Here is a 24581-nt window from a genome sequence, read left to right as displayed (position 1 = left end):
GCGGATTTTTCAGGCCGGGCTGATGCTCTGTTCCTGCTCCTCGATGGCGGAGTGGCGCAACAGGGCATCTATTTTTGGCTCCCGGCCGCGAAACTCGGTAAACAGCGTCAGGGCATCGCGGCTGCCGCCCTGTTCGAGAATAGTGTGCAGGAATTTTTCTCCGGTGGCGCGATCAAAAATGCCTTTTTCCTCAAAAAGGGAAAAAGCATCGGCAGAGAGTACTTCCGCCCATTTGTAGCTGTAATAGCCTGCGGCATAGCCTCCGGAAAAAATATGGCTGAAGGCGTGCTGGAAACGATTTTCCCGGGCCACCGGTACCACTGCCACTTCAGAGCGTACTGTATTTAACAGCTGCTGAATTTTCTCAGCAGACATTGCCTCTGCACAAGCATGCAGGCGAAAATCAAACAGGGCAAATTCCAGTTGGCGCAGGGTAAACATGGCGGACTGGAAATTCCTAGCCGCCAGCATTTTATCCAACAGCGCCTGGGGGAGGGCTTCACCACTTTGGTAGTGGGAAGAGATCATCGGGATCACAGTCGCTTGCCAACACCAGTTTTCCAGGAACTGGCTGGGCATTTCCACAGCGTCCCAGGCCACGCCATTGATGCCTGAGACCGCGGCCAAATCCATTGTTGTCAGCATGTGGTGCAGGCCGTGGCCAAACTCGTGGAACAGGGTGGTGACTTCGGAGTGTGTGAGCAGAGAGGGCATCTCCCCCGCGGCGGGGCTGAAGTTACACACCAGATAAGCGATCGGCAGCTGCAGCCCCCGCCCGGTTTTACGCCGGCTGCAGACGGTATCCATCCAGGCTCCACCGCGCTTTTGCTCGCGGGCAAAGGCATCCAGGTAGAATCCGGCAATACGCTCTCCGCCCTTGAGGAGCCAGAAGAACTGTACATCCTCGTGCCAGGTGGCAACCGAGCTGTCCGCTTCCACGGCAATCCCAAACAGCCTCTCCACCAGGGTAAAGAGGCCCTCGACAACCTTTGTGTAGGGAAAGTAGGGGCGCAGCGCTTCCTGGCTGATGGCGTAACGCTGCTGTTTGAGCTTTTCCGATACCCAGGCGATATCCCAGGGCTGTATATCCTCTAACCCGTACGCTGTGCCGGCAAATTCCCGCAACTCTGCCATCTCCCGCTCAGCCGCCGGCTGGGCCCGCCCGGCAAGGTCGTTGAGAAATTCCAGTACGCGCTCGGTGCTCGGTGCCATCTTACTGGCCAGGGACAGCTCTGCGTAGTTGGCCATGCCAAGCAGTCTGGCCTGTTCGGTACGCAGGGACAGGATGGTTTCCATCAGGGTGGAGTTATCGTAGGTTCCGCCATTGGGGCCAACCTCCGAGGCGCGACTGACAAATGCGGTATGGACCTCTTGGCGCAACGCGCGATTCTCCGCATGGGTCATGACTGCCAGGTAGCTGGGCCCTTCCAGGGTGATCAGCCAGCCCGCCAGGTTTTTGTTTTTAGCCGCACTGCGTGCAGCCGCCAGCGCGGTTTGCGGCAGTCCGGCCAGCGCAGCTGCATCCTCGGTGTGCCAGGTCCAGGCATTGGTGGCATCCAGCACATTGTTGGCAAACCGGCTGGACAGCTGGGCCAGACGCCGGCAGTTTTCCGCAAACTGTTCGCGCGCCTCACCGTGTAGACCGACACCGCCCAACTCAAAATCCCGCAGTCCCAGCTCCACCGACTGCTTCCGCGGCTGTGGCCAGCTTTCAAATTCCGGCGCGCCGGCAAGCTGCTGGTAGACCGCGTACAGGTCTTGGTTCTGTCCCTGCTCGGCCCAGTAGGCAGTGACTTGAGCGAGCGCTGCTTCATAAGGGGCGCGCCACTGGCCGCTCAACACACTGTTGAGGTGGCTCACCGGGGAGAAAGCGCGATTGAGTTGGTCTTGTGCCTGCTCCAGGGGGACTAACGTGTTCTCCCAGCCGGGATTCTTGAGACCCCGCTGCAATTGCTGGCGACAACGGGCAATCAGCTCCGAGATCGCCGCTTCCACCTGTTGTGGCTGCAGTTGGTCAAAGGGGGGAAGCTGGGGAAGACTCAGTAGTGGATTGGACATACAAGAACCTGTGCTCGAAATGGGATACCGCTATCATAGAGGATTCATTGTACAGGAGCTTGTTCATGTCCCCACTGCGCAGCTACAGCGATGCTGTTGGCGAAAAAGCCCCGCAAATTGGCAAAGGGGTGTATATCGATCCACAGTCGACGGTGATCGGCGATGTCTGTTTCGGAGACGATTGTTCCGTGTGGCCCATGGCCGTGGTGCGCGGTGATATGCACCGGATTCAGGTGGGCGCGCGCACCAGTGTACAGGATGGGGCGGTGCTGCATATCACCCACGCGGGCCCCTTCAACCCCGACGGCTGGCCATTGGTTATTGGCGAGGACGTCACCATTGGCCACAAAGCCTGCCTGCACGGCTGTACGCTCGGCAGTCGGGTGCTGGTTGGCATTGGTGCGATTGTGCTCGATGGCGCAATCATCGGGGACGACGTGGTGCTGGCGGCAGGTGCGCTGGTGCCACCGGGCAAAACCCTGCAAAGTGGGTATCTTTATGTGGGCGCCCCCTGCAAGAAGGTGCGAGCGCTGACGGCGGGGGAAAAAGCCTTTTTTCGTTACTCCGCTGAAAATTATGTGAAATTGAAGGACCGGTACCTGATGCACGGGCGATCCTGAACCTTTGTGCCCACAAACAGCCAGTCTCACACAAGCCGGGCCGCCTCCCGTGCCGCTGTCTCGTTTCCGCCGTTGCCGAACAGGCGCCTTAAAAGTGGGTGACAACGTTGTCATATCCCTGCTTCGTGATTAGAATGGGGACATAATGAACCGTTGCGGAACGAAGCGCATGGCGACCATCAAAGACGTGGCAAAACTGGCTGGGGTGTCCTTCAAAACGGTCTCAAGGGTAATCAATCGCGAACTTTCTGTGGGCGAGGCACTCAGGGAGCGGGTATGGATGGCGATTAAGGAACTGGACTACCAGCCCAACATATCCGCCCGGCAATTGCGCGGCGGGGCCAGCTTTATCGCTTTTATCTATGACAATCCCAACAGCCACTATGTCATCGACATGCAGCACGGCATTCTCTCTGAGTGTTGCGAACAGGGGTTTGAACTGCTGATTCACCCGGTGCATGCCTCTGGTGGTGCGGTTGCCGAGAAGCTGGAGCGCCTGGTTCGCACAAGTCATATTGCCGGTTTGGTACTGACCCCGCCCTTCTCGGAGTCTTCGGAGCTGATTGCAGCGCTGGTGAGGCAGAATGTGCACTTTGTGCGCATTCTGTCCGCGTCGGCCGCGCCCGATGACCTTGGGCCCTGCGTTTTCGTCGATGACTTTCAGGCGGCCTTTGACATCACCGAGTTCCTGCTTGGCCTGGGCCATCGACATATCGCCTTTTTGGGCGGGGATATGGCGCACCGCTCCAGTGTCGAACGCCTTAACGGTTATAAGGTTGCGCTTGAGCAGCACCATATCCCCGCCGACGAACAACTGGTGATTGAGGGCCAGTACAGTTTTGACTCCGGCGCAGAGCGGACCCACAAATTGCTGCAGTCGCACAAACCGCCCAGCGCAATCTTTGCCAGTAACGATGAAATTGCAGCTGGTGCCCTGTTTGCTGCGCGCATTGAGCGGGTTGACGTACCCCGGGCGCTGTCGATCGTGGGGTTTGAAGACAGCCCGTTTTCACGCCAGAGTTGGCCCAAGCTGACCACTGCGCACCAACCCAATGCCGCGATTGCGGGCCAAGCCACGCGCCTGCTGATAGAGGACATCCGTCGGCAAAGACGGGATTGCACCGATGAGGCAGTGCAGCGCAACACCGGCTTTAGCCTCAAACTGATTGTGCGCGATTCAACCTGTGCGGTAATACCCTGATGTTTGCACTCTACTGCGAAAAGATTTTCGATGGCGAAGTTTGGCTGCAAGACCATGCCGTCCTGGTGCAGGGCGGCAATGTCAGCGCTCTGCTCCCCGGCAATGCGGTCCCGACAAAAGTACAGACCCAGGTGCTGGAAGAGGGTTACCTGGTGCCCGGCTTTGTCGATCTCCAGGTCAATGGGGGTGGCGGCCTAATGCTCAATAGTGCACCGGCGTTGGCCACCGTCGAGTGCATGGCCCGCGCCCACCGCGGGCGCGGCACCACAGCCCTGCTGCCAACGGTGATCAGTGATCGCCGTGCCGTGTATGCCGCCGCGGTGGAGGCGGTGGTCGCCGCGCGGGCGGCCGGCCATTCCGGCATACTGGGCCTGCATATCGAGGGCCCGTTCTTCGCCCCCGCGCGGCGCGGCGCTCATTGCAAAGAGATGATTCGCCAAATCAGCTGCGGGGATATCGCCTGGTTGTGCGAACAGGCCAGACGCCTGCCGCTGCTGCTGACCCTGGCCCCCGAGCGCTGTACCCCGGAACAGATCCGGCAACTGAGCGAAGCGGGTATTCGCGTTTGCGCCGGCCATAGTGAGGCCAGTTTTGATCAGGTGCAGGCAGCACTCCAGGCGGGTCTTTCGGGCTTTACCCACCTGTACAATGCAATGAGTCCACTGACCGCCCGCGAACCGGGGATGGTGGGTGCAGCGCTGGCTGACGAAAACAGCTGGGTCGGTATTATCGCCGACGGCCACCATGTCCATGCGGCCAGCCTCAGGGTAGCGCATCGTGCCAAAGCGGCGGGGCGCCTGTATCTGGTGTCGGATGCCATGGCGACCGTGGGTGCCGCTGAGGCGGTATTTGAAATCTACGGCGAATCCATTCGCGAGCGGGGGGGGCGCCTGGTCAACCGCGAGGGCAGCCTGGCCGGCAGTGCTATCGGTCTGGCCGATGCGGTGCGCTACTGCCACCGGGAGGTGGGGCTGCCCCTGGCCGAATGTCTGCGCATGGCCTCCCTCTACCCGGCCAGTTTTCTCGGCCTGCAGGACAGCCTGGGCCGGCTGGCCGCAGGTGTACCGGCAAACCTGACCTGGCTCGACGGCGGGTTGCAGGTCCGCAAGACGTGGCTCGCGGGCGATGCCCGCAACCATCCCCCAAACCCGTAGGACAAAGACATTATGAAAGTTGTCATTCAGGAGGATGCCGCCGGTGTGGCCAGCTATGGGGCGGATCTCTTTCGCGACCAGCTATGGCGGAAGCCGGATTCCGTGCTGGGGCTGGCGACGGGCTCTACGCCGTTCAGCCTGTACCGATTACTGATCGAGAGTAATCGGCGCGGGGAAATCTCCTTTGCCAGGGCGACCAGTTTCAATCTCGACGAGTACATGGACCTGCCTCCGGAGCACCCCCAGAGCTACCGGCATTTCATGCAGAAACACCTGTTTGCCCATATTGACATAGACCCCGCCAGGACCCATGTGCCACCGGGAAACGCGCTTGACCCGATCCGTGCCTGCACTGACTATGAGCGGGCGATTGGGGCCGCCGGGGGGATCGATATCCAGTTGCTGGGAATAGGCCGCAACGGTCATATCGGTTTTAATGAACCCACCTCCTGCCTGACTTCCCGTACCCGGGTAAAAACCCTGACCCGGGAAACCATCGACGACAACGCCCGATTCTTCGCCGAGGGCGAACCCCAGCCGCACCTGTCCATTACCATGGGCATCGGTACGATTATGGAAGCGCGCCTGGTGGTGCTGCTGGCCACCGGAGAAAGCAAGGCCTCCGCCATCAAGGCCATGGTCGAGGGGCCTGTGTCCGCCTGGTGTCCGGCCTCGGCCCTGCAAATGCACCCCGCAACCGTGGTCATTATTGACCGGGCGGCGGCTGGCGCTTTGTCCGACCCGGACTTCTTCCGTCATATCGAGGCGGAAAACCAGGCCCTGCTGGCACGCCTGAAGGCGCGCAGCCATGCCTGAATCTGACAGGGCGGTTGGCGCGAAGCTGCACCTGGCTGAGGTTGAGAGAGATGCCCAGCTCCTGCGCATCTCGCTGGTGCCTGGTCCCAAGCCGTTGCCACGCAACTGGACACTGCACCTGGATCTGCCGCACGCGGTAACGGCGGGAGCGGGCACCCGGTTGCTGCGACAGGTCGGCAGCCATGTGGTCATTGCCCCTGTAAGACCCAACGACTCCACTGTGTCTATCCGTTTGCCGACGGGCAGCCTGCAGCGTCTAAGCGACCTGCCCAGAGGACTTTTCGTTGCCGGCGACAACGGCGTCACCGAGGTCCGGGTGGTTTCCCATAGCCTCCCGGTCTCGCCACACAATGATCAGACGCGCTCTGCGAAGGCCCCGCCCGCAGTGACGCCGGTTTGTCCATTGATCCCCGCGCCCCGGCACTTTGATTGCCGCACAGGCGCACTGCTCTTTGCCGGGGCTTTCCTGGTGGCATCAAAGGAGGACAACCTGGGCAAGCTGGCCCTGGGATACCTCGGCCAAGTACACCCGCTGTCTAGCTCGAGCAGCGATCGCAGTGCGGTAACCCCGCTGCGATTGTTATTGGGGGAGTGCCCCTCGGAGGCTTATCGCCTGGCCATTGGTCCAAAGGGCGTGACCCTCTCCGCATCGGATGCCGCGGGCTTTTTCTATGGTGCCGTATCGCTGGTACAACTGCTGGCACTGGGCCCCCAGCTGCCCTGCTGTGTGATTGAGGATGTACCGCGCTATCGTCACCGGGGATTCATGCTCGACTGCGCGCGCCACTTTCACAGTGTCGATGAAATTCGCAAGTTGCTGGATGTCATGGCCAGCTACAAACTCAACCGTTTTCACTGGCATCTCACCGACGACGAGGCCTGGCGTCTTGAAATTGGGGCCTACCCGGCACTCACGAATATCGGCGCCTGGCGCGGCCACGGCGAGGTACTGGAACCGCAGTTCGGCAGCGGCCCGGGGCGCTACGGCGGTTACTACAGCCAACAGGCGGTGCGCGATATTGTCGCCCATGCGGCAGCCCTGAATATCACCGTGATTCCCGAGATCGACATCCCCGGGCACTCACGGGCAGCCATTCGCGCCCTGCCTGGGCTACTGGCGGAAACGGAGGACAGCTCCAGCTATTGCTCTGTACAGTACTATTGCGACAATGTGCTAAACCCGGGGCTCCGGGGCACCTACACCTTCCTGGACACCGTGCTTGCGGAAGTGTGCGCGCTGTTCCCGGGCCCCTGGGTGCATATGGGGGCTGACGAAGTACCCGAAGGCGCATGGCTGGGGTCCCCCGCCTGCAAGGCCCTGATGGTACAGGAGGGCTACCACACAGCGCGCCAGCTACAGGGCCACCTGCTCTGCTACGCCCAGCAACGGCTGGCGCGCAGCGGTCGCACCCTGATCGGCTGGGAAGAGGCCGCAGAGGGTTGCAAGCTCGATAAGACGGCGATCATCTGCGCCTGGACGCAGCCCGCCAGCACGGCGCGTGTGCGCGCGCTTGGCTACCCGGTGATCGCCTGCCCCGCCCCCCACACTTATCACGACCTGGCCTGGAGCAGCGCTGTGGCGGAACCGGGGCTGCACTGGGCCGGCACGGCGGATCTCGAGACCTGTTACCACTTTGAACCGGATGAAAGTGCCGGCGACCTGCTGGGCGTGCAGGCACAACTCTGGAGTGAACTGCTCAGCAGCGCTGAGAGGCTGGAATACATGCTGTTTCCGCGCCTGCTGGCGAGCGCGGAAACCGCCTGGAGTCCTGTTGGGCGCAAGGACTGGCCCGACTTTTACGCGCGGGTAAAACGCCACGAGCCGCTACTGGAGGACCGCGGCATCGCCTTTCGCCCGCTGCAATCCCCCGCGGCTTGCACCGACCAGGGACAAGCCGCGCAGGGTCGCCCACAACAGCAGTGCGCAGACCAGTAACAGGGCAATGCCGGTCATCGGCTCGAGTCGCAGCAGGTAGCCCACCCCAAACATCCCCGCATACAGGGAGGCGGTCCCCAAGAGCCAGCACAGGGCAGACAGCCAGAAGCCCCGCACCGGCTGTTGCCCGGCATTGTACCCGCGCCAAAAGCCGAGGGGGTTCACCCGCGCGGCGAATGCCCTGATGCGGGCCTCCTCAACCGGGGGAGTCAGCAGGGTTGTGATTACCGAGACCAGTGCCGATGCGAGGGAAATCCAGCAGATCACGTGAATCGGGTGGCTCGCCATCCAGCCCGGCAGGATAGACATCTGGTCCGCAGCAAAACCATTTCCCCGCCCCGCGAGGAAATTCCAGCAGGCCAGGACCAGCCCGGTCAGCATGCCGGAAATCTCAGTCCAGGCATTGGCGCGCCACCAAAACCAGCGCATCAGGTGCGGCAGCCCCAGCCCCGCCATCATGCCGCCCCAGAGTTCCCACATGGCCCCGATATTGTCGACAAAGGTGGCGGCCCAGGCACTGAGACCGGCAATCCCCAGGGTGGCGAAGCGGCTAACCCAGGTCAGCCTGCGGTCACTGGCCGAAGGGTCGAGCAAACGCTTGTAGAAATCATTGGCGATGTATGAGGCGCCCCAATTGATATGGGTGGATACGGTGGACATGAATGCCGCCATCAGCGATGCCAGCGCCAGCCCCAGGAGTCCGGCGGGCAGCAGATCGCGAATCAGCGCGGGATAACCGCGCTCCCGGTCCTCCCGGTAAACCATTTGCTGCACGGTTTCGCCATCGGCCTGCGCGACGTTCTTTTCGCTGGTATAGAGCAGGGTATAGCCGGGTATGTCGCAGCGATAGCGATCGTTGATGCACTGCTGCATCTGAACCGTGCACTGGCGGTTATCCGCGGCACAGACGGTGAATTCCTCCGCTAGCTGGTTGACTTCCACGCGGGGATAAATCACCAGAGCGGCCACCCCTGCGATCGCCCAGGGCCAGGAGCGGAGCAAAAAATTGGCGAAGGCATACCACAGGGCGCCTTTCTCGGCCTGATCCCCATCTTCGGCGCTGTAAAGACGCTGGGAGATATAGCCCGAACCGTCTACCTGGCCGGAGGTCCACCACATCACACCCAACGTCAGCACAAAGGCCGAGAAGGGGATACCGAGTGCTCCGACAACGCCTTCGCCAAAGGCCGGGGCAAAGGAGGCAATCCGCTGCGCTGGCAGGAATCCGGCATCACCGGAATCTGCCGGGTACTGTTGTTCCAGGCCAGACCACATGGCCTCCAGGCCACCGAGATGATCAACCGCCAGGAATGCGATGAGGATCGACATCCCCATGGCGAGTACGAACTGCACCAAATCGGTGAGCATGATTGCCCGCAGTCCCCCCAGAGTGGAATAAAACAGGGTGACCAGTAACAGCAGCAGAATGGTGATGGTGTTATCGATGGAGTGGAACAGCAGCGCCTCCGGATACACATTGGCAAAGGCCGAATACAGCCCGGTGCCCAGCAGGGTCTGCCAGTCCATAAAGGGTTCGGAAATCTTGCCCATGCCCGCGAAGACCCAGCCGAGAATGACGCAGTTGACGAAGGTGGCGTTAACCCCGGCCTTCACGGTGCGCAGCGCAGCGGCCTGCTTACCGCCATAGCGCAGCTCGGCGATCTCCGCATCCGTGACCACACCGGAGCTGCGCCAGATACGGGCAAAAAAAACCGTAATCGCGATTGCACCGGCAGCTCCGCCCCACCAGAACCAGTTGCCCGCAATGCCGTACTGGGCAATCCAGCCAGTGATCGCCAGTGGGGTATCGGAGGCAAAGGTGGTGGCGACGATGGAAGTGCCCAAAAACCACCAACGCATACGGCGCCCGGCAACAAAAAAACCCTCCAGGCCCCCCTCGCCCGCGCGATCGCGCACCAGCAGGCCGATCGCCAGGGAGAAGCCCAGCAACAGCAGGATAACGAACCAGTCAATGCCACTTAAAACACTTTGTTGCATTTCTTAACAGCCCCGTCCGCTCTCTCGTGTGATGACGCCGCCGTGGCATTGCCGGGCGTACAGGAGGGCGCCCTCATCGGGTTGCCCCCGCGGTGGCTGCAGGCACTGCAAGGTCTTTTCCCCCAGCCAGGGCAGCAGGCGGGCCGCCAGGCCCCCCAGTAGGCAAAAGTGGCTGTGGCCTCTGGCCAGAAAACGTTTTGCTACCTGTTCCAGGTAATTCACACCCTCCCTGACAATGGCCACGGCAACCGCATCCCCCGCTTCAGCGACCGCCAATACCCGGGGTGCCAGGCGCCCGTAGTCCTGTTGGCCCGCGCCCGCCATGGCACCCACCAGATCCAGGCCGCGGGCCTGGAGTTCCTCCTCCAGCGCCGGCAGCAGGGCTGTGGCAGGGCCGAGGTCATCCAGTGTCAGCAGTGCTGCCTCCAGTGCTTTCAGCCCCAGCCATGCGCCGGATCCCTTGTCAGCAAAGGGAAAACCGTGGGCGCCGATGCTGAGGCCACCATTCAGGCTGGAGTAACCCACTGAGCCGGTACCCGCGACAATCACCGCGCCCTCCTCTCCGCCATGGGCACCGAGAAAGGCAATTTGGATATCGTCGGTCAGGTACAGTGCGGAAAAGGGATGCCGCCAGGCCAGCAGCTGCTCACGCACACGGGGAATATTCACACCAGCCAGCCCGGCCCCGGCCACCAGCTTGCCCAGCGCATCCGCCGGCAGGCCAGCATCGGCCAGCGCCAGCTCAGCGGCCTGCTGAATGGATTCACAGGTCTGAGTCAGGTTTTGGAAGGGATTGGCCGGGCCCGCCACACCGACGCCTTCCCTGCCGGCGCCAGTGACACGTGCCCGGCACTTGCTGCCTCCGCCGTCAATACCCAGGTAAAGAACGGGTTCAGTCTCCATCCCGGTGTGCATGTTCACTCCTCTGAAAAAGACCGCCATACCTCTCGAAACGCCGGTCGAACCAGATAGGGGCCCGAGTAACCCTCTGCCCATGATTTTCCGATGGGTGCCGGCTCAGTGCCTGGCACCCATGCGTTGGATCAGAAGTGGTAGTTCGCCCCCAGAAGATAACGCGCACCATTGTCATACAAGCGGGCTGCGCGGGCCTCGTCGATATGGTAATACTCCAGTTCCTCTCCGGTCAGGTTGATCGCCTCCAGTACAAAGTCCCAGTTTTCCCAGGGAGAGACGGTGATACTGGCATCCCACTGACCGTAATCGTCGATATAGGCCTCGGAACCGAATTCGGACAGACCGTCGTACCACTGGGTGCGGAAATTGTAGGCCAGGCGCGCGCTGATCCAGTCGTTCTCATAAAAGCCAGTCAGGTTGGCCATGTTTTCGGATTGGCCCGGGATCAGGCCGGAGCCGGGATTGTTGACAGAATCACGCGCATCGCGGCTGTTTGCGTCGGTATAGGTGTAGTTGGCAATGACACCGAAGTTGCCGAAGTTTTGTTGGTAGCTCAGCTCGATACCGGAGACCTTGGCACCCTTGCCGTTAACCGGCTGAATAAAAAGGACAGGGATATCCTCGCCAAGGCGTTCGTCGAAGCGAAAGTCCACCGAGGTGCTGTTGATCACCGAGTTCGCAATATCCTTCTGGAAGTAAGTGGCGGCCAGCACCGCGCCCTCGGCAAAATACCACTCCCAGGCCAGATCGAACTGGTTGGCGGTTTCCGGCTCCAGTTGCGGGTTGCCGCGGCGGCCGGTCTGGGTATCCAGGTTGGCGGATTCCTGGTTCGCGATGGTGATGTAGTCGGGACGGGCCATGACACGGGCCGCGGAGAGACGCAGGACTTGGTTTTCGGCGATGTCAAAGGCCACATTGGCACTCGGCAGAATCTCGGTGTAGTCATGCTCCAGGGTTTCCTGGTGGATATTGAAATCTTCGGTCGTTGCGTCAACCGCCTTTACCAGTAAATCGTAACCGCCCAGCATATCAATGGCCGCTGCCAGCGGGTCACCTTGCAGGTTGTAACCTCTGGACCCGACTCGGGTTTGCACCATGCGCAGGCCGAGGTTGCCACGGAAACCCTCTCCATCGAAGTCCGCCTGCAGATAGGCGGCCAGGATCTCTTCCTCCACATTCCAATTCTCCGGCAGGTTGAGTACCGTTACCGCGTTTTCGTAAGCCTGTGCTGGGAAGATCACATTCTGCGCCGCATGGATATTCATCAACGGATAGGGTGCTCCTGAACGGTTGCGGGTGTAGTTGCCGAGAAGGTCCGCATTCAGATTGCCGTCCATGAATTCGGGCTCCGGCGAAAACCAGCGGTCCCAACCGGCGGTATCTCCTGATTTGTAGGCATTGGTGCCATCAGCGTGCATGGCATCACTGAGCCAGTGGAACCGAGTCAGGGTCATCATCTGGCCCTTGTTGTGATCGCGGTACAGCAGGCCGCTCTTGAGGCTGTTAAACACCCCGGTGTCGAGGGCAAAGTCAATATCGATGCTGGCGTAATTTTCATCGTCATCCATCACACGGGCGTTTTCCTGCATCCAGCCAAGCCCGCGTGTACCCAACTGCGCATCGCTTTCAACCTGGCCGTTCAGGTAGGGGGTATGGCTCAGGCCATTGAATTCGGTGCGGTCCAGGGGAGCGCCCCAACCGTAGTGGCGATCCCGCGAGGTACCGCCCTCGGCCTCGGTGTGGCCGAGGCGGGCGCGCAAAGAGAGTTGCTCGAAGTTGTGCTCGTAGAGCAGATCCAGCGATCCGGTCTCAGAGTAGGACACGCGATCGATCACATAGTATTCGGCGAAGCTGCCGGCCACTTCACCGGCGATAACGCCGCTGCCGGTCACTACCGCTGTGGCGGGATCAATGGTGCCGCCGTTGTTGCCATTCAGCCACTCGTAGCGGTTGTAGTTGGAATTGTTTGCATCCAGCCCGGAGTCCAGGTAGGTGAGGGTGAACTGGCCGCTGTCCGAGGGGCGCCACTGGCCGGTGAACAGCACCGTCTCCCGGTCACGGTCCTGCTCGAAATAGGCATCGCCGAGCGCCCGCGGCACCCACAGGGCGCCGCGACCGAAATCCTGGTTTTCGAAACCCAACACCTCGGTGCCTTCACGCAGTAGCGTACGGTCCTGCCGGGTCAAGGAAATATTAAAACCCAGATTCTCGGCGTCGTTTTTCCAGGAGTACAGAGCGCTGATGCTGGGGTCCCATTCCTCCGAGGTTTCCGAGTACTGTCCCTGCACCTGGATGACACCGGTGTTCTGCGCCATGTCGAGGGGCCGCCGGGTACGCAGCATCACGGTTCCCCCCAGGGAGCCTTCCTGGAGACTCGCCTGGGGGGTTTTGTAGACTTCCAAAGCGGATACGATGCTTGAGGGCAGCAGGGTATAGTTAAATGCGCGGGAGGGGTTGTCCAAGATAAACCAATCGGCGGAGGCCACGGCGGCACCATTTAGGAGCGTGCGGTTCTGGTTCGGAGAAGTCCCCCGCACGGCAATTTTTTCACCCTCACCGAAGCCGCGGGTCACGGAAACACCGGTAATTCGGGACAGGGAATCCGCCACATTCTTGTCCGGGAACTTGCCCAGGTCTTCGGCAGTGATGGCGTCAACGATGGCGTTGGCGCTGCGCTTGGTGTTCACCGATTCCGTGATGCTGGCGCGGATGCCGGTGACAACTACTTCTTCCAGCGCCGCTTCCTGTGCATGGAGTGTACCGACTGCGCCGGACAGGGCGAGGACCGCCAGGGAACTGTGCAGGAGGCGGCCTCGGCCACCGGTAAGATTGCGAATGTTAGAACTGAGTATTTTCACGGTAATTCCCTCTGAAAGTTATTCTTATTAAGCCATGTTGGCTACCAGGCTTTCGGGTCATGACAACGTTGTCGGAACACATTAGCCCTGTGAGACAACGTTGTAAACAGCTTGTGAAAAACTTTTCCCAAACGCAGCCCTGGTTTGTATCTTTCTGCCCCGAATTTGAACCGTATCGGCTCTGCATCATTGCAGCACGGACGTCTTTGCAGGTGGAATTTTTGGTGAATTTTTAAACCAATATCACTGTTTACAGGTGATATATCTCTTATTTAAAGCCCCGTTTTGTCACTGGCCGGTTTGCCGGGTTGGGATAGAGTCTGTGTACGATCCACAAGCATGTCCGCTATCGCGCGGATGAAGAAAAGGCGTCTTCGGAGAGATCACCGCTACCAAATCTTGCCTTAGCGCCGTTACGTTCAGAAAGTGCGCACAAGCAGGCGGCGACACAGGCAGTGGGGTAGGCGATATCAGGTTTTCTTCGGGGACTACCTGTTGCGCACGGATTATCCGCGACTGCTGGCCAGAGTGGGGGGCAATCTAAACAGACTTTGCAAAAAAAAGAGCCCGAACAAACGGCAGTGGTTCACTGAAAAGGACAAGCGCCGGGTTGATAACAGCGGATTTGCCATCCGCTGGCGGAGGCAAAAACGGCCGCCGCATTGTGTTTGGCGCTTCTATTTTCCCTGCAGACGCAGCAGCACAGAGGCTGCAATGCCGCCCAGGGCGCAAGCGCAGTGCCCCGCAACAGCCAGGCACTGCGCCACGGCAGCATCAACAGCAGGCCACAGAGGCCGCCCCACACAATGCGCTGGTACAAATAGGCGCTGTTAAGGCGTGGAGCCAGGTCCACCCCCAGCCAATGGGTAAATCCGTAGTGTCCCATGGCCCAGAGGCCCAGTGCATAGCAGAGACCACCAAAACAGCCCACGGCGAAACACAGGGAGAGGTTGCGTAGAAATTCCCGCACAAACAAGGTCCTCTAGTTATTTTTCTTATCCAGCCCTCGGTGCAACCGCGTCAAAACCGGTGTGACCTGCGGATACACCCTGCGCCACAGATAAAACGATTCCGCAGCCTGGCCACCAGCATAACCCAGGCCAGCTTTTGGTCATTGACTGTGGGATTGTGCAGTTGCTGGTAGAAATCATTCTGGATATAGGAGACACCTCAGTTAATATGGGAGGGCACGGTCGACATAAACGCAGCCATCAGCGATACCTGTGCAAGGCCTAGGAGTCCGACGGGCAGCAAATCGCGAATCAGTGTGGGATAGCCGCGCTCCCGGTCCTCCCGGGAAAACCGTTTGCTGCGTGGCTTTGCCATCTGCCTTTGTGGCACCTTCACTGCTTGTCTAGAGCAGGGTATAACCGGGGAGGTTGCAGCGATAGCGATTACATCCATCTACTGGTTAGTTATTACTCTGAAATTTAATGTCATTTATACGGCAGGTGGTTGACTCTGATATTTATGAGTACTTCAAATGAAGAAAAATTTATCAGATATAACTTTATTTTTCAGGAAGTACTGCGATAGTATTGTTGAAATGACAGATCGTATGATGTGGTAGTAAATCAAAAAACTTAAGAAAATGAAAATCAATGTCAGGATATGAGACTGACGTACCTTTAATATAATTCCATGGAGAAAGCATTATACCACCTGATTTTTGAATGGTATCTAAATAGGGAATAAAAATGAAAGTCAGATTATTATATATTTCTTTACTTGGTTTATTTTTAACTGTAAATGCTGCTGCAAATGACAATTCGATTTATGTGAGTGGTATAAGACATACTTTAGATCATAATTCTTTTATAAAAGTTGGACGGAAGTATATTGCTACTATTCGTGTTGTAGGTGATATAGGGCAGCCTCTGATATTTGATATTGATTCAAAAATAAAGGGATTTGGATTTTACGATATAGGGTTTGAATGCTATCAAATAATCGATCGCAAACCGGATGGCACTTACAGAACCGTTCCTGGAAATCCCCCTAATTGCCAGCTTACGAGGGTTAATCCCAGCAATGAATTTTATTTTTCTGCACGGCTGAACGTAAGTTGTAGCGGTATAGTTATCGGTACAAGTACTGAAAACAAAAATGCTTTGCTAAGCACTCAACAATTGCAAGCAATTAAGGGTAGTGTGGATCTGGAGTCTGGGCAGGTTATCGGAAATCCCTATGATCGCAACAGAAACATTAATTTATTGGTTGATGCAGCTCATTCTACTGGAGGTCAATGTAAGGAACTCAGGTTAGAAATAGAAGGGCTACATGGTACTCAAATTTATGAAATTGTCAGCAATGTTACAATTGCAGAGCCATTTTGAGCATGCGATTCCAGACAATAAGTTCAACTGATATGGGGGAGATCGACTGGCAGCGTCGACGCTTATCCCAACGAAAATAAAACACTAATAGATTTTACTACCGGGTCAGAAGCAAAGAATACCCTTCTCTTTCAGCAGGCTGCGAATACTTCCCTATACGCTCGTAATCGACACCATGTGTCATACGGTATCGAAAGTGGGGTATTCTTCCTTCCCCCTTTTTAGTGAATGCAGGGTAGGCGCTCAGCTAGTACCATCCTTTGATTCACACAGCAGATCTGCACCCGTTGTGTTCTGAAGATTTCAGGGCAGCAAGGCGAGCTTATTCTTATAAATCAATAGGCTACGCTCGAATGCTGTGGCAGTCAGCACAGCATCAAGCTGTATAGCGAGGAGCAGGCCGAATATCTGCAAAACACCCTGCCATTGGCAAAACGATTAGCTCACGAAGGGTAGATCGCGCGATAAATTTATGAGGGCACTGTCTGGCCCGGAGACTCAGCCCCAACACAATTGAGGCGACGGAGTATCGTAGCTAGTGAATTCACTGGGTGAGGAAACTTCTATGGGCCATTTGATTTGTTGGTTGCTAAATATTTGTAAAAATCGTCGACGCCGTGACCTGCAGCTGTCACTACGACTAAGTGAGCGGGATCTTTGTATGACCAAGGTTAAGCAAAAGATCTCCGGTTGCTTCCGCTCGAAAGATGGCGCCAGAGCTTTCTGTCTTGTTCGCTCCTATCTGATAACCTGCCAGAAAAGCACTGTTGAACCCAGCGAGGCCTTGACCCTGCTCTTCAATGAAAGCTGGCCAGACTTTATACTCGAAAAGTTCAAGTATCAGCAGGAATCTGCTGAATAGTTACGTTTTTAACGTATAAACAAATGGAGACAGAAAATCCAGCCGGTTCGCCGGGACACCTTGCACAGCCCTAAAACCAGCCCAGTCTTATACGGAGAAAAAGGTCGTTAAGGGGCGGCGTGCCACGCCCTATATGGCTGGGCAAAAAGGTAAAATGCCTACCTACACCTTTCTCAGAGAGAGTGCGCGAAGCATAAGGGGTCGGCATGAAGCAAAGGGATACTTAAAGTGAGCGTCGAGTGAATAGAAGCAGGTTTGCCAGTCGGTTAGGGCAGCAATGCAGCGTGCTTCGGCCTGCTATTTTCCCTGCAGGCGCAGCAGCGCAGAGGCTGCAATGCCGCCCAGGGCGCACGCGAGCATAATAACCACCGGGGTCATATATCCCAGCATAAAGGCACCGTAGTCATAACCCCGCTGAGGCAGCAGATACAGCAGCAGCAAACCCGCTGGCACAAGCGAAAGCGCAATGCCCCGCAACAGCCAGGCACTGCGCCATGGCAGCATCAACAGCAGGCCACAGAGGCCGCCCCACACAATGCGCTGGTACAAATAGGCGCTGTTAAGGCGTGGAGCCAGGTCCACCCCCAGCCAATGGGTAAAGCCGTAGTGTCCCATGGCCCAGAGGCCCAGTGCATAGCAGAGACCACCAAAACAGCCCACGGCGAAACACAGGGAGAGGTTGCGTAGAAATTCCCGCACAAACAAGGTCCTCTAGTTATTTTTTTTACCCAGCCCTCGGCGCAACCGCGTCAAAACCGGTGCGACCTGCGGATACACCCCGCGCCACAGATAAAACGATTCCGCAGCCTGGCCCACCAGCATACCCAGGCCATCGCTAGCCGGCACTCCTTGGGCGCGGGCCCAGTGCACGAAGGGCGTTGGCCCGGCGGCATACACCATGTCGTAGGCTTTGCCGCCGGCGGTGAAGAGCTGTTCCGGCAGGGCGGGCAGTGCATTGTCCAGACTGGCGGAGCTGGCATTGATTACCAGATCGAAGTGACCGCGCAGCCCCTGTAAGCCCCCACCGCTCAGGACGCTGTAGTGGGAGAAATCATCCGCGAGTTGCTCGGCTTTGGCCACAGTGCGGTTGGCCAGGTGCAGGTGCGCTGGCTGTTCAGCCAGCAGGGACAGCAGGGCCCCGCGCGCGGCCCCGCCGGCGCCTATAAGCAATACCTGTTTGTCGCGAATCACCCAGCCCAGGTTGCGACAGATGTCGGCGACCAGCCCTGCGCCATCGGTGTTGTCACCGAGCAACCGGCCATCCTCTTGACAGAGTAAGGTATTGACCGCCCCAGCCGCGGCGGCACGTGCGGTGAGTTGATTGGCCAGATCGCGGGCTTCGAGCTTGAAGGGCAGTGTGATATTGAGGCCGCGCCCCCCTTCAGCAAAAAAGGTGCGCGCGCATTCTGCGAATGCGTCCAATGGCGCAAGGAGTTTGCGATAGAGCAGGTCTTCGCCGGTTTGCGCGGCGAAGGCGCGGTGAATTTGCGGGGACAGGGAGTGCGCTATAGGGTTGCCCACCACGGCGTAGTGATCGCTCACGACAGTGGCCTCTTGCGCGCTCTTACCGCTTCGCGAATTTTGGCGCTTTCATCGACAATAAACAGCCCGTCAACTTTCAGGCTCGGCTCTGTTTCCGTAATCAGGTAGCGGGTTTGGGAGCTGTAGAGTTCACCCATCCGGGTATTATCCTGCTGATGCAGCAGCGTCCAGCGCACACTGGCAAGGCTGGTAAAGTTGTTCAGCGCCAGGACCTCCGTGACCGTGCCCAGGATCTGGCTGACGGCCACACGGCGATAGGCTTTCAGCAATTTGTTTACCTGCTGTACAAAAGCACTGCGGCGGATGACCAGTTTGTCACCATTCTCGCGGTAATAATGCAGGGGAAACTGGTAAAAGTCTGCGATCTCCTCCACATTGCCGGTTTCGACCAGTAATCGAGAAACAGGGCGTTGATATTTTCCAGTCGCGCCTGCTGCACGGTGAGCCTCCATTGTGGCCAATGCTCTGCTCAGGCCCAGTCTCTGTGGGGCAGGAAGTCGGTATAAAGCTTTTCCTCAGCGGAGCCCGGTTCCGGATGCCAGGCGTACTTCCAGCGCACCAATGAAGGCAGTGACATCAGGATCGACTCGGTGCGCCCGCCGGACTGCAAACCAAACAGGGTGCCGCGATCAAAGACCAGATTGAACTCCACATAGCGACCGCGGCGGTACAGTTGGAAATCCCGTTCCCGCTCGCCGTAGCTTGTAGTCCTGCGCATTTGCACGATCGGCAGGTAGGCTTCCAGGTAACTGTCGCCCACTGCGCGCGTCAGTGCGAAGGCGTTATCGAACCCCCCCGCGTTGAAGTCATCGTAAAAAAGCCCACCCACCCCGCGCGCTTCTGCGCGGTGCTTGAGGTAGAAATACTGATCACACCACTGTTTGAAGCTTGGGTAGATCTCCTGTCCAAACGGTTCGCAGGCCTGTTTGGCGGTGGTGTGCCAATGCACTACATCCTCTTCAAAACCGTAATAGGGGGTTAGATCATAGCCTCCGCCAAACCACCATATTGGTGCGAAACCGGGTTTTCTGGCGACGAACAGACGCACGTTGGCATGGCTGGTAGGCACATAGGGATTGTGCGGGTGGATCACCAGGGAAACGCCCATGGCCTCATAAGTGCAGCCGGCCAGTTCCGGGCGACTGGCTGTGGCAGAAGGTGGCAGGCCGTCGCCATAGACGTGGGAAAAGTTTACACCGCCCTTTTCTATCAGGTTGCCCTCCTCCAGCACGCGGGTTCTGCCACCGCCCCCCTCGGGTCTCTCCCATGCATCTTCGCGAAACCCGCAGCCATCTTCCCGGCCGAGGGCATTGCAAATACGATCCTGCAGCTCAAACAGGTAAGATCTGACGGCCTTGGTATCGATTTCTTTCATGGGCATACACCGGGTAGCTGTTGGGCGATCAAGCGCCGGGTCTCATTATCTTACCGCTGAGCAAGTCGCGGATCTCACTGGGCGCGCTGCCGCCGCCGGTAGCGCCACCGCCGACAAAATCGAGGTCGTTGCCAAAGTAGCGCAGCACCTGGTGTTTTTCTCGGGCTGGCTGACATCCCATTGGATTGGCTGAGGTGGAGACAATGGCGCCGCCAAAGGCGTGTGTTAACGCCGCGGTAAAGGGATGGCTAGTGCAGCGCAGTGCCACTGAGGTGTGGGCGCCGCAGATCCAGTAGGGTATGCGATTAAAATGCGGCACCAGCCAGGTCACAGGGCCCGGCCAGGTATCGCGCAATTGTCGCCGCTGATCATCGCTAAGCGTCGCCAGGAAGTCTCCGAAGCTATCTATTTCCCCGGAGACCAGGATCAACCCTTTTTCCAGCGGGCGGCGCTTCAGGCGCAGCAAACGCCTCACCGCCTGCAAATTATAGGGGTCACAGGCAAGGCCCCACACGGATTCGGTGGGGTGGGCAATAACACCCCCTGCTGCCAGGGTGCGGGCGGCCTGTGCGACAGCAAAGGGGGAATAGGTCATAGCCGCGCTGGGGTCACTTGGCTTTGCGTTGCTGCAGATCTTTTTGCAGCTGTGCATCCCTGGCCACGATGGCTTCAGCGTTCGCGCGGCGTTCATCGACCAGCTTCTGGTGCATTTTTGCATCGCTTGTGCCGATAATCTGTGCAGCCAGATAAGCGGCGTTTTTGGCACCGGCTTTGCCGATGGCCACCGTTGCCACCGGAATACCGCCCGGCATCTGCACCGTTGACAGTAGCGCATCCAGGCCGTCCAGAGAAGCGTTGATAGGCACGCCAATCACTGGCTTGAGTGTGGTGGCGGAAACCGCGCCAGCGAGGTGAGCAGCCATACCGGCGGCACAGATAAAGGCGGCGCAACCGCGCTTGTCGGCGTCGGTCACGTAGTCGTGAGTGGCTTGCGGCGTGCGGTGGGCGGAGGTGATTTTTACCTCGAAGGAAATGCCGAACTTGTCCAAAACGCCGAAAGCGGCCTCCATCACGGGCAGATCGGAGTCTGAACCCATCAGGATCACTACAAAAGGCTTGCTCATTGCAACTCTCTTTACTGTTGAAGTGGGGGGAGCCGGGCAATCTAGCGGATTGCGTGGCGGGGCACAAGCTGTTGCCCTTTGCGGTACCCAAGGGAGGGAAAATCAGCCAGCAGCAAACCCTGAGCCCACCCAGCGCTCTCCTACCAGAGTCAGGTGCGGGATCGTCTTCTACCGGACGAGCCTCGACCACCAATTTCTTCTATCCCAAAAACGCGCTGCTTTGTGCTGGCGCGTCGGCCGTATGTCTTCCAGGCCCAGAATTTCCAGCTTTTGCCGATAACGCCCTTGATCTCGATCAGCTACAGATAGAGTCAGAGCCTGTTGAAAGTGCCCCCGGTAGCCGTAATTTCCCGACTTGAAACGTAACAACCCCAGAAGGAAGTGGAATCTGTGGTCATTCTTTTCCAGGGAGATTGCAGCTTTGATATCATCGATAGCGAGTTCATAGTGTCCCTGCTTGTAGGCAGCCAGGGCATTACCGTACCAATAGTAGGGGTTTTGCTCCCGATAGCGCTGTAGGTGCTCGGAAATAATGTTTGTCGATTGCCAGTCCCCCTCCTCTGTGAGTATCCTCTCCAAATTACTTAAGGCCATCGTATTGGTGCCATCTATAACAAGGGAAACCTTGTAGGCGCTTGCTGCGTGATCTGGATGACCGGCAGCGCGATAGACCGCCCCGAGATTATTCCAGAGGTCCGCCGACTGTGGGGACAGTGCTAGAGCTTTGCGAATATACAGGAATGCATCCGTATATTTCTGATCGGAGAGAAAATCCATCGATAAATTGCTGTAGAATCTGGCGAATGCATCCGTGTCTTCTAAGGTTGTCTGCCGATAGATCGGTTGATATTCAACAAAATTGAAATCCAGCATCCGCTGCTCGATGTCGAGATCGGCAATAACATTGATATGCTGGTAGACATATGTCTGTTTATTTTTAAGAGACCAGGTTTCTGGGACAAGTACCTCATTAAACTGAGCGTTTATCCCTAACTCGCGCGCCATCGCAACCATAAAGACACTAAATGCCATGCAGTTTCCGCGCTGTTCTACAAAGACCGTGGATGCATTCAGGGTCGCATCGGCATCGTATAACAGTGTGAAATTCTGATCTTGTAACTTTTCCATCAGGGTATTGAGGCGAGCACTTTTAGTAGCCCCATCTACCGAATCAAGGAGCAGGTGCATATCCCGATTGATTGCCAGTATGTCGATATTTGGCAGATCTTTCTCCGCCACAGGGCGGCTCAGGATTACCGTGCCAGTGAGCAACGCTTCCTCCGAAAGCGCCTGTGGTGGAAGGTGTTCAACGATAGAGGGCTGAACTGTGCAGGCTGATAGTCCCGCTGCTATAACAGAGGAAAATATTATTTTTTGAATTAGTCTTCTCATAAATTTAACTGGTCACTGTCTAAACCAAATCCTGCTTAAGCATCCTCTCGGGTAACTGGACTCACGCCCAGAATAGAACGCGTGCTCCCGGTAGGGTATGGCCATCTGAAGTAACGATGATAATACATCAATTTCAGCCTTTCAGAAGCCTTTAACTGTCGAAAATTTAGTGTGAACTGAAGAACCTAGCCAGGTAGTTTTAACCACGGCCACTTAAAAAAGCTGGCTGTCAGCGCTGCGCCCCGGCCTGTACCCGCTCCGCTAGCCATCAAAGTAGATTTAAACGCTATAAAACCGGACTGCTTGTGGCCAGTGGCTGGAGTGGTAAATGATTCCTTTGACGAGTGAGGCCTAGCGACGGCATCATTGCACTGCTGACAGATCTGGCCATGAACACAGAGAGGGTGTGTAAGTCCCTTGGGCGGCGCTAAGTGTAAATTGCGGTGAACATAGGACTTTGTTGCTGTACCAATGACGAATTTGATTTGGATGCAATATCCTGCTAAAAATCGCCAACTTACTAACAAGGCGGAAGGGAAGAATACCCTTATCTCGGGACCGTATGAGGCATGGATGCCGATTACGAGCGTACAGGGAGGTATTCACAGCATGTCCCGAGAGGAGGGTATGCTTCCCTTCCGACCCGGTAGTACAAGGCAAGTTTGGGCAAATCCAGTTAATCGACGCCAGCTTCTAATTTGTCTTTTTGCGGATATCATCCAGAACCCAGGCTAAAGACTGATCGATCCCTTTTAGATAGCTGGGCCAGTCTTGCTCAATCAGGACATCCGGTTGTACGCCCTCCGAGAAGACTTCCTGAAACCGATAACTTCTCTTTGAGTAAGTAATGGTCCAGCCAGAATTCGGCAGAGAAAACTGGCCCATATCTTGATATCCCACCGGATTTCCCCCTGTCGGCTCCCCCACCAGCTTGGCATTCAGTAGCTGTCGGTATTGCGCCGCATTGCTCATTGCCGCTGAATAAGTGCTGTTATCGATTAAGGTATATACGCCGTGTTCCCAGTCGAGGCTGTCCACGAGTACTAGAGGCCAGGCCATTCTCAAACCAACAAAGAAGTCACCACCACCATTATTGCGCAAATCAATAATCAAATTTTTAATTTTATTGTTCTCCAAATAGCCCTTTACATCCTTCGCAAAATTTTCCATATTCGAAAAGGTTGGATATCTTCGAAAATAAATATAGGCAGTTTTTGTGTCTTTATCAGCAGACATCCACAGATTTTCAGATGCTGTTATTTTTTGCTCACTAAAGGGTATCTTTCTGGGAAAAAGAAAATGAGTGAGTTTCTTATGGAATTTTGATAGGGACGCAGGTACTACAGAAACTATTTTTTGGTGTCCACTGTCATCAATAAAAGTGAATCTGGCACGATCAGGTTTATCCGTAATACTGAGCCCGCGGAGAATCTGTGCAGCATTGAGTTGCCATGCGATCCGAACTTTTAGGGAGTGCGCATTCTCCACGCCTTGGACGACTGGTGACAATCGCGTGACTACCTCATCAATGGGAATATCGTCAATAGCAGATAATTTGTAACCCAGCAGGTACCTGTAAGCCTCACTGCTGGCAATGAGGCGAAGATTTCCATTGATATTCAAAAAACGAAAGGGATAAAAGCCGATATCTGTTTCCCAAAACGCCAGCTGTGTGTGGCCATCTCCTATCAAACGGCTAATTCGCATCATTTCGACCAGCAGTTGCTGTTCATTTAAATCGGCCAGGGAAGTTTTGAATCGACTCAATGCCGAGACAAATTCTTTTTTGCTGACAGAGTGATAGAGATTGATATGCTTTTCTTCCAATTGTTGACGGTAGGAGTCGATGTCTTCAATCCACTGCTTGACCTCGGAAGCTGGCACGGCGTATGCACAGTGACAAACAGTGAATAAATATGTGATTAATAATAAAAAACCAAGTTTTCGCATTTATTTCTCTTTTAGGCTTTCAAGTGCTCAAACAACGGGTGTATGGGATGGCGCTTAGAGTATTCTATTGGTACTGTTTGAGCTGGCTCTGTACGTTGGTCGCGTGTGTCTCCGCTAGAGATATGTATGATCCAGGCCCGTCCTTGGCCCGAGTTTTGATCATAATATTGTCTAACAAATAGACTGTATAGGGCGTGTAATGGATTGTATTCCCAGGTTTTCTGCCAATGATTTTGCAATGAAATACAAACAACTTCGCAAGGTGGTGTTGATACTTTAATGGCGGCAAAAAAGATCATAAAAGGCCGTCCGGGACATAGCAGGAGTTCGCGTGGGACGGGAGCAGGGGTGTTCCGTCTGCCCGGCACTGGTGTGCTGGGTCAGATAGTGCGTTTTGGCTTATCTCTAAGGATCGACGGCCCGCTTGTTTAAGGGCCATTGAAT

20 protein-coding genes and 1 pseudogene are annotated in these 24581 nt (G+C 56.7%); 7 read left to right on the top strand and 14 right to left on the bottom strand.

The genetic code is table 11. From position 1 onward, the window contains the following. Positions 1–9: 9 nt before the first annotated feature. The gene (locus tag Q1A48_RS01760; protein WP_299940332.1) at positions 10–2058 is read right to left on the bottom strand and encodes a M3 family metallopeptidase; all 2049 of its coding nucleotides are present in this window, start codon (positions 2056–2058) and stop codon (positions 10–12) included. A gap of 65 nt (positions 2059–2123) precedes the next feature. Between Q1A48_RS01760 and Q1A48_RS01755 the strand changes: the two genes are divergently transcribed. The 5 genes from Q1A48_RS01755 (at position 2124) to Q1A48_RS01735 (ending at position 7785) form a co-directional block, all read left to right on the top strand. Next, positions 2124–2678, top strand: a complete 555-nt coding sequence (locus Q1A48_RS01755; protein ID WP_299940329.1) for a gamma carbonic anhydrase family protein — start codon at positions 2124–2126, stop codon at positions 2676–2678. A gap of 169 nt (positions 2679–2847) precedes the next feature. Then, entirely contained in the window at positions 2848–3879 is a 1032-nt protein-coding gene (locus Q1A48_RS01750; RefSeq protein ID WP_299940326.1) for a LacI family DNA-binding transcriptional regulator, read from the top strand. Further along, entirely contained in the window at positions 3879–5033 is a 1155-nt protein-coding gene (nagA, locus tag Q1A48_RS01745) for an N-acetylglucosamine-6-phosphate deacetylase (protein WP_299940323.1), read from the top strand. The genes Q1A48_RS01750 and nagA overlap by 1 nt, the downstream gene beginning before the upstream one ends. Positions 5034–5045: 12 nt before the next feature. After that, a complete protein-coding gene (gene nagB, locus Q1A48_RS01740; RefSeq protein ID WP_299940317.1) occupies positions 5046–5849 on the top strand; it encodes a glucosamine-6-phosphate deaminase in 804 nt (267 codons plus the stop codon). Beyond that, positions 5842–7785, top strand: coding sequence for a beta-N-acetylhexosaminidase (locus Q1A48_RS01735; protein WP_299940315.1), 1944 nt, complete (start codon positions 5842–5844; stop codon positions 7783–7785). Before nagB ends, Q1A48_RS01735 begins: the two co-directional genes overlap by 8 nt. Here Q1A48_RS01735 and Q1A48_RS01730 read toward each other — a convergent pair. The 5 genes from Q1A48_RS01730 to Q1A48_RS01710 all read right to left on the bottom strand — a co-directional run bounded on the left by Q1A48_RS01730 (position 7675) and on the right by Q1A48_RS01710 (position 14882). Then, positions 7675–9783, bottom strand: coding sequence for a sodium:solute symporter family protein (locus Q1A48_RS01730; RefSeq protein ID WP_299940313.1), 2109 nt, complete (start codon positions 9781–9783; stop codon positions 7675–7677). The genes Q1A48_RS01735 and Q1A48_RS01730 overlap by 111 nt on opposite strands. 3 nt (positions 9784–9786) lie before the next feature. Next, positions 9787–10698 carry a BadF/BadG/BcrA/BcrD ATPase family protein gene (locus tag Q1A48_RS01725; protein WP_299940311.1) on the bottom strand — a complete coding sequence of 304 codons (912 nt, stop codon included), beginning with the start codon at positions 10696–10698 and terminating at the stop codon, positions 9787–9789. Between the two features lie 128 nt (positions 10699–10826). Beyond that, positions 10827–13556, bottom strand: a complete 2730-nt coding sequence (locus Q1A48_RS01720) for a TonB-dependent receptor (protein ID WP_299940308.1) — start codon at positions 13554–13556, stop codon at positions 10827–10829. A gap of 586 nt (positions 13557–14142) precedes the next feature. Beyond that, positions 14143–14526, bottom strand: a complete 384-nt coding sequence (locus tag Q1A48_RS01715) for a hypothetical protein (RefSeq protein WP_299940306.1) — start codon at positions 14524–14526, stop codon at positions 14143–14145. A 200-nt stretch (positions 14527–14726) separates the two neighbouring features. Next, positions 14727–14882, bottom strand: a complete 156-nt coding sequence (locus Q1A48_RS01710) for a hypothetical protein (RefSeq protein ID WP_299940303.1) — start codon at positions 14880–14882, stop codon at positions 14727–14729. A gap of 371 nt (positions 14883–15253) precedes the next feature. Here Q1A48_RS01710 and Q1A48_RS01705 point away from each other — a divergent pair, with 371 nt between their 5' ends. Both Q1A48_RS01705 and Q1A48_RS01700 read left to right on the top strand, forming a co-directional pair. Beyond that, positions 15254–15892: a hypothetical protein gene (locus tag Q1A48_RS01705; RefSeq protein ID WP_299940301.1), complete on the top strand. Its 639-nt coding sequence runs from the start codon at positions 15254–15256 to the stop codon at positions 15890–15892. Positions 15893–16538: 646 nt separating this feature from the next. Then, positions 16539–16754, top strand: a pseudogene (locus Q1A48_RS01700) (hypothetical protein); the annotation flags it as partial. A gap of 297 nt (positions 16755–17051) precedes the next feature. Here Q1A48_RS01700 and Q1A48_RS01695 read toward each other — a convergent pair. The 8 genes from Q1A48_RS01695 to Q1A48_RS01660 all read right to left on the bottom strand — a co-directional run bounded on the left by Q1A48_RS01695 (position 17052) and on the right by Q1A48_RS01660 (position 24137). Continuing rightward, a complete protein-coding gene (locus tag Q1A48_RS01695) occupies positions 17052–17453 on the bottom strand; it encodes a hypothetical protein (RefSeq protein ID WP_299940299.1) in 402 nt (133 codons plus the stop codon). A gap of 12 nt (positions 17454–17465) precedes the next feature. Then, positions 17466–18296 (bottom strand): shikimate dehydrogenase, encoded by an 831-nt coding sequence (aroE, locus tag Q1A48_RS01690; protein ID WP_299940297.1) that lies wholly within the window; start codon positions 18294–18296, stop codon positions 17466–17468. Beyond that, positions 18293–18748: a hypothetical protein gene (locus Q1A48_RS01685; RefSeq protein WP_299940295.1), complete on the bottom strand. Its 456-nt coding sequence runs from the start codon at positions 18746–18748 to the stop codon at positions 18293–18295. The genes aroE and Q1A48_RS01685 overlap by 4 nt, the downstream gene beginning before the upstream one ends. A 17-nt stretch (positions 18749–18765) precedes the next feature. Continuing rightward, on the bottom strand, positions 18766–19671 hold the full coding sequence (gene hemF, locus Q1A48_RS01680) for an oxygen-dependent coproporphyrinogen oxidase (protein ID WP_299940293.1): 906 nt from the start codon (positions 19669–19671) through the stop codon (positions 18766–18768). A gap of 28 nt (positions 19672–19699) precedes the next feature. After that, positions 19700–20266 carry an L-threonylcarbamoyladenylate synthase gene (locus Q1A48_RS01675; protein WP_299940292.1) on the bottom strand — a complete coding sequence of 189 codons (567 nt, stop codon included), beginning with the start codon at positions 20264–20266 and terminating at the stop codon, positions 19700–19702. Between the two features lie 13 nt (positions 20267–20279). Beyond that, positions 20280–20795, bottom strand: a complete 516-nt coding sequence (gene purE, locus Q1A48_RS01670) for a 5-(carboxyamino)imidazole ribonucleotide mutase (protein WP_299940290.1) — start codon at positions 20793–20795, stop codon at positions 20280–20282. Positions 20796–20963: 168 nt separating this feature from the next. Beyond that, positions 20964–22067 (bottom strand): tetratricopeptide repeat protein, encoded by a 1104-nt coding sequence (locus tag Q1A48_RS01665; protein ID WP_299940287.1) that lies wholly within the window; start codon positions 22065–22067, stop codon positions 20964–20966. Positions 22068–22880: 813 nt separating this feature from the next. After that, positions 22881–24137, bottom strand: coding sequence for a S41 family peptidase (locus Q1A48_RS01660; RefSeq protein ID WP_299940284.1), 1257 nt, complete (start codon positions 24135–24137; stop codon positions 22881–22883). Positions 24138–24581: the final 444 nt, after the last annotated feature.

This window comes from uncultured Microbulbifer sp. (assembly GCF_947489355.1).
Classification (GTDB): Bacteria; Pseudomonadota; Gammaproteobacteria; order Pseudomonadales; family Cellvibrionaceae; genus Microbulbifer.
Note: the sequence above shows the minus strand (reverse complement) of the source record. Positions and strands in the feature narration are given on the sequence as shown.

Coding starts and splice junctions, on each gene's coding strand:
- Q1A48_RS01760 (WP_299940332.1), bottom strand. CDS start 2,058: ATGTCCAATCCACTACTGAGTCTTCCCCAGCTTCCCCCCTTTGACCAA.
- Q1A48_RS01755 (WP_299940329.1), top strand. CDS start 2,124: ATGTCCCCACTGCGCAGCTACAGCGATGCTGTTGGCGAAAAAGCCCCG.
- Q1A48_RS01750 (WP_299940326.1), top strand. CDS start 2,848: ATGGCGACCATCAAAGACGTGGCAAAACTGGCTGGGGTGTCCTTCAAA.
- nagA (WP_299940323.1), top strand. CDS start 3,879: ATGTTTGCACTCTACTGCGAAAAGATTTTCGATGGCGAAGTTTGGCTG.
- nagB (WP_299940317.1), top strand. CDS start 5,046: ATGAAAGTTGTCATTCAGGAGGATGCCGCCGGTGTGGCCAGCTATGGG.
- Q1A48_RS01735 (WP_299940315.1), top strand. CDS start 5,842: ATGCCTGAATCTGACAGGGCGGTTGGCGCGAAGCTGCACCTGGCTGAG.
- Q1A48_RS01730 (WP_299940313.1), bottom strand. CDS start 9,783: ATGCAACAAAGTGTTTTAAGTGGCATTGACTGGTTCGTTATCCTGCTG.
- Q1A48_RS01725 (WP_299940311.1), bottom strand. CDS start 10,698: ATGCACACCGGGATGGAGACTGAACCCGTTCTTTACCTGGGTATTGAC.
- Q1A48_RS01710 (WP_299940303.1), bottom strand. CDS start 14,882: ATGGCAAAGCCACGCAGCAAACGGTTTTCCCGGGAGGACCGGGAGCGC.
- Q1A48_RS01705 (WP_299940301.1), top strand. CDS start 15,254: ATGAAAGTCAGATTATTATATATTTCTTTACTTGGTTTATTTTTAACT.
- Q1A48_RS01685 (WP_299940295.1), bottom strand. CDS start 18,748: ATGGAGGCTCACCGTGCAGCAGGCGCGACTGGAAAATATCAACGCCCT.
- hemF (WP_299940293.1), bottom strand. CDS start 19,671: ATGAAAGAAATCGATACCAAGGCCGTCAGATCTTACCTGTTTGAGCTG.
- Q1A48_RS01675 (WP_299940292.1), bottom strand. CDS start 20,266: ATGACCTATTCCCCCTTTGCTGTCGCACAGGCCGCCCGCACCCTGGCA.
- purE (WP_299940290.1), bottom strand. CDS start 20,795: ATGAGCAAGCCTTTTGTAGTGATCCTGATGGGTTCAGACTCCGATCTG.
- Q1A48_RS01660 (WP_299940284.1), bottom strand. CDS start 24,137: ATGCGAAAACTTGGTTTTTTATTATTAATCACATATTTATTCACTGTT.